This is a genomic window from Streptacidiphilus carbonis (genome assembly GCF_000787775.1).
Classification (GTDB): Bacteria; Actinomycetota; Actinomycetes; order Streptomycetales; family Streptomycetaceae; genus Streptacidiphilus; species Streptacidiphilus carbonis.
Genome location: NZ_BBPM01000020.1, coordinates 95,949 through 101,071, shown reverse-complemented (window position 1 = coordinate 101,071; position 5,123 = coordinate 95,949). Strand labels below are relative to the sequence as shown.

At 74.5% G+C, this 5,123-nt stretch carries 3 protein-coding genes; all 3 read right to left on the bottom strand.

All coding sequences use genetic code 11. The features are described from left to right. Positions 1-563: 563 nt before the first annotated feature. Positions 564-1,946: an O-antigen ligase family protein gene (locus tag TR46_RS17965; RefSeq protein WP_236655370.1), complete on the bottom strand. Its 1,383-nt coding sequence runs from the start codon at positions 1,944-1,946 to the stop codon at positions 564-566. A 7-nt stretch (positions 1,947-1,953) separates the two neighbouring features. Then, entirely contained in the window at positions 1,954-3,495 is a 1,542-nt protein-coding gene (locus tag TR46_RS17960; protein WP_052432896.1) for a sugar transferase, read from the bottom strand. Between the two features lie 196 nt (positions 3,496-3,691). Next, positions 3,692-4,948, bottom strand: coding sequence for a glycosyltransferase (locus tag TR46_RS17955; protein ID WP_084718658.1), 1,257 nt, complete (start codon positions 4,946-4,948; stop codon positions 3,692-3,694). Positions 4,949-5,123: the final 175 nt, after the last annotated feature.

The following is a 5,123-nucleotide window of genomic DNA, read 5'->3' as shown; positions in this document are numbered from 1 at the left end:
GGGGGGGGGGGGGGGGGGGGGGGGGGGGGGGGGGGGGGGGGGGGGGGGGGGGGGGGGGGGTGGGGGGGGGGGGGGGGGGGTTGGGGGGGGCTGGTCGCGCAGTTCCCCGCGCCCCTTCGCGGCTGCCGGGTCCGGCGTGGTGGGGATGGTGCGGGTGATGGGGCCGCGCAGTTCCCCGCGCCCCTGCTCGGCTGCCGGGTCGGGCTCGGTGGGGGTGGTGCGGGTGGTGTCGCTGGCGCGGACCAGTCTGGTGCGGGGGGTGGGGACTTGGGGGGTTTCGGGCTCCGGGGGGTTCTCGGCGGAGAGGGCGAGGCTGAAGGCGGGGACCATGAGGAAGGCCATGGCGTCCTCGATGAGGAGGGGGGCCGCGGTTTCGGGGACGGTCCAGGCGACCAGGAAGGCATCGGTGCCCTGGCCGGCGCCGAAGTAGCGGGCCAGCAGGAGGTCGCGGAGCAGGCCGAGGAGGGAGCCGCCGGCGCTCATCAGGGCGGTGATGCCGAACGCCTTTGCCAGGACGGAACGGGCCCCGCCGCGGGTTTCGGTGGGGCGGGGTGCGGTGAGGGTCATCGCACCGCCTTCCGGTCCGCACCAGAGGTGCCGAACGCGCCGAAGGTGCCGAACGCGGCCAGGCCGAAGACCACCGAGACCAGCACCGTGGTGGTGCCGCCGATGTCCGCGTAGAGGAAGTCGACGAGCTGCCAGACCAGCAGCCCGAGCATGGCCGCGCCGAGGCCGCCGCGTTCACGAGCGGTCCGGCGGACCGTGCCCACCAGCAGGGTCAGGAAGAAGACGGCGAAGGCGGTGAGTCCGACCAGGCCGTCCTCGCTGAGCAGCAGCAGGTACATGTTGTGCGGGGAGAGCAGCGGCTCACGGGAGTACGCGGCGCCGGCGCCGCCGGTGTCGCTGCCCGAGGAGAGCCGCAGCGGCGCGTGGGCGTCGCGGAACTGGGGGAACTCCTTGGGGCCGATCCCGGTCACCGGGTGGTCCTGCCAGATCCGCCCGGCGGTGGTCCACAGGTCGTAGCGGTCGCTGACGGAGTGGTCCGGGGCGCCGGCGACGGTGGCGATGCTGCCCAACCGGGCGGCGACGCCGGCTCCGCCGAGACCGAGGCCGCCGACCAGGACCACGGCGGCGGCGGTGGCGAACAGGGCGCCGCGAAGGGCCAGCCGGACGTCGGTGAGCACCACCGCGACCACCACGGCGCAGCCGGCGGCGATCCAGCTGCCCCGGCTGAAGGAGACGGCCAGCGGGAAGACCAGCGCGGTCGCGGTCAGGCCGAGCAGCCGGGCCGCCCGGCGGCGGCCGGCGCGGCGGGCCTCCAGGGACAGGCCGACGGCGGCCAGCAGGCCGTAGCTGACCACGGCGGACATGGCCATCACGTCCTGCGCGCCGAAGGTCCCGACCGCGCGGGCGCTGCCGCCGTCGTAGGAGGCGCCGGTGCCGGTGAGGAACTGCTCGGCGCCGACCGCGCCCTCGATCAGCGCGGCGCCGACCATCGCGCCCAGCACCAGCACCAGGTCCCGGCGTTCGCGCAGGGTGAGCAGCACGGCGAGCGGGACCAGGACGAACACCTGGATCAGCCGGACGAAGCCGGACAGGCTCTCGGACGGGTCCCGGGAGGCGATGGTGGAGGCGGCCACCGCGACCGCGATCACGCAGAACAGCACGGCGGCCCGGGTCGGCATCAGCGCCCGGCCGGCGCGCAGCTCGGCGAACGCGCGCAGTCCGCAGACCGCCACCAGGCCGACCGAGGCCACGTCGGCGGGGGTGATGTGGACGGCGGCGGTGACGTCCTGGCTGCCGAGCGGCACGCAGACGAGCAGCACCGTCAGTGCCGCCAGGGCGCTGGGCCGCCGCAGCAGCGCCCGCAGCGCCGCCCCCCGCCCGGGGGGTGCGCTGGGTTGTGGATTGGCCTGCCGCGGCTGCGGCACGCTGAGAAGGGTCACCGCGGAGTCAGCTCCCGTCGGACTGGAGCACCGAGGAGATGGTGCGCAGCAGGATCTTGACGTCCTGCCAGAGGCTCCAGCTCTCGATGTAGTAGTTGTCGAAGCGGGTCCTGTCCTCGATGGAGGTGTCCCCGCGGAGGCCGTTGACCTGGGCGAACCCGGTGATGCCGACCGGCACCCGGTGCCGGTCGCGGTACTGCGGGTAGGCCTGGGCGAAACGCGTCACGAAGTAGGGACGCTCGGGGCGCGGGCCGACCAGGCTCATCTCGCCGCGCAGCACGTTCCACAGCTGCGGCAGCTCGTCCAGCGAGGTCCGGCGCAGGAAGCGGCCGATGGCGCTCATCCGCTGGTCCTGGGAGATGTTCCAGCGGGTGGCCGACTCCTGTTCGTCGGCCGGGCGCAGGCTGCGGAACTTGAGCACGGTGAAGACCTGGCCGTCCAGGCCGATCCGCTCCTGACGGAAGATCACCCCTGGGCCGCCGTCCACCCGTACGGCGATCGCACAGGCGACCAGGATCGGCGAGACCAGCAGCAGGCCGAGGCCGGCCAGGCCGGCGTCGACGGCGCGCTTGACCGCCCAGGCGGGCCGGCGCATGGCGGTCGGTCCGAGCCGCAGACAGGGGAACCCCCAGAGGTGGTCGCCGACCGCGGTGCGGCGGTTGCCGTACTCGAATGCGCCGAACTCCGGGAAGCCGGGCACGAACCAGACGTCGCAGCCGTGGTCGGCGCTGGTGCGCAGGATCTGCGCGACCTCGGCGTCGTCGGCGCCGCCGGAGGTGAGGATCACGTCCCGGACACCGTGCGCGGGGATCTCCAGGTCCAGCACGGCGGGACCGCCGAGCACCGGGACGGCGGAGTCGGCGGGCAGGAAGAGCGGTTCCGGGTCGACGAAGCCGACCGGGCGCAGTCCGTACTCGGGATGGTCCAGCAGGGCGGCGGCGATCCGTTGGCCGATGTGTCCGGCGCCGGCCACCAGGGTCGGCCGGGGGCGGCGCCGTCGTCGGCGGCGGACCAGGGAGTAGACGGCGCCCCGCCCCAGCACGTCCAGGCCCAGATGGCACAGCACCAGGGCGACCAGCAGCCGCAGGTCCACCGGGACGACGGAGAGCCAGCGGCCGTGCACTCCGCGGTCGAGCGTCAGTGCGAGCGAGACCGCGACGGCCGTGCGCGCGGAGAGGGAGGGGATCTCGTCCAGGACCGAGGGTGCCAGCCGCAAGCGGTAGAGGCCGCCGTAGGAGTTGAGCAGGACCAGCACCGGCAGGATGACGCAGGCGGCCCCCAGCAGCCGGGCCGGCTCGCCCGAGCCCAGCAGCGCCAGCGCCAGCACCGGGGCCAGGGCGTCCACCGCCAGCAGCGCGGCCGGGATCCCGGTGCCCGCACGCCGGCGTCGGCGCGCGGCGGCCGCCGAGCGCGCGGTGGCGGCCGCCGCGCGCTCCACGGCGGATGGCGGGGACGGGAGTTGGGCCGTGCTCATGGACCCGGTGGTGGTCGGCCCGTTCGGAGTCGGCACAGCGGGACGCGGCATCTCGTTGTTGTCAATGGTGGTCATCCGCGCACGTACTCCTCTGCTGTGTGCCCATGAGGACGGGGCCCTCCCGAAGCCCGGGCTCGGTCGAGGTAGCACCTGCCGCCGCGATCGACGACTCGGCCCGATTGCGACAAAAGGAATGAAGCAGGCAAATACGACAGTACAGAATGTCTCCAGTCGTGTTCTCAGCCGACGTGCTCATTCACACCGATGAGCATTAGTCAGATTTACCCGGCGGTACGGGGGGTCGCTCCCCCGAGAGTTGGAGTCCGGCTGGAATTGCGGTGGCCGTTCCCCCTGCCGCCGGTCCTGGAATGCGCCGCTCGGCGAGGACGTCCTGATAGACCGCCAGCACCGCGGCGAGCGTGGTGCGCACGTCATGGTGTTCGACGATCCGCTCCCGTGCTCGGGCGCCGGCCGCGAGGCAGGCCACCGGATCGGCCAGCCTTGCCGCGAGGGCCTCCCGCAACGCCTGCGGATCGTCCACCGGCAGCAGCGTCCCGCCCGGCTCCAGGCACTCGCGGGCTCCGGCCACCTCGGTCAGCAGCACCGGGCAGCCGCAGGCCATGGCCTCCAGCGGGACCAGCGCCATGCCTTCCCAACGCGAGGGCAGCACCAGCAGATCCGCCGCCGCGTACCAGTCCCGGGGGTCCTCGGAGCTGCCCGCGAACACCACACTGTCCGGTTCGGGCAGGGCCGCCGCCATCGCCTCCAGGGCGGCCCGGTCGGGACCGTCGCCGACCAGGGCGAGACGCGCCCCGGGGATCCGGGCCGGGACCGCGGACCAGGCCCGCAGCAGGACGTCCTGTCCCTTCTGCCGGCACAGCCTGCCGACGCAGACGGCCAGCGGGGCGTCGGCGGGCAGCCCCAGCACTTCCCTGGCCCGCGGCTGCGACGGCAGCCGGGCCGGGTCGAAGCGGTCCAGGTCCACGCCGTTGGGGGCCTGCGCCCAGCGTCCGCGCAGCCCGGCGGACTCGCCCTCGGCGCGCTCCTGGTCACTGACGCAGAGCAGCCGGTCGGTCCAGCGGACCGCCCGGCGCTCCCAGAGCCGGGCCGCCGCCGCCAGCGGACCGCCGACGGCGGCGAAGGACCAGGCGTGCGGCTGGAAGACGGTCGGGAACACGCCGCGCACCGCGAGCCGTCCGGCCAGGCCGGCCTTGGCGCTGTGCAGATGCACCAGGTCCGGACGGGCCTCGGCGACCAGCCGCCGCAGCGAGGCGATCTCGCCCGGCAGGCCGGGGCCCGGGGCGCGCACCGCCGCCCAGGGCAGCACGGTCGCGCCCACCACCGCCGCCGCGTCGGCCAGCGGGCTCTGCGGCGGGCAGGCCAGCAGCACCCGGTGGCCGTCCTCGGCCTGCCCCCGGAGCAGGTCGACGACGACCCTGGCGACGCCGCCGTCGACGGGTTGGGAGACGTGAAGAATGGTCAGGGGCACGACGCGCAACCTACGGGCCGCGAGTCGTCCGTGCGGCATTCCCTCACCCCCAGGAATGAGTAACTCCACCCGGGAGAGTGACGCGCCGCATTGCTGCGTAACTATTTGACGAAGGGATTACCGGGGCTTTCCGTTGGCGGGGGTCCGCGGTGAATTGACGGTCCGTTCAGGTTCGCCGGGCAGTGTCCGCCCGCCACGCGCCCGCCGCCCGGGG

Excerpts from the sequence above, each read along its gene's own strand:
- TR46_RS17960 (WP_052432896.1), bottom strand. The coding sequence starts at position 3,495 with ATGACCACCATTGACAACAACGAGATGCCGCGTCCCGCTGTGCCGACT.
- TR46_RS17955 (WP_084718658.1), bottom strand. The coding sequence starts at position 4,948 with ATGCCGCACGGACGACTCGCGGCCCGTAGGTTGCGCGTCGTGCCCCTG.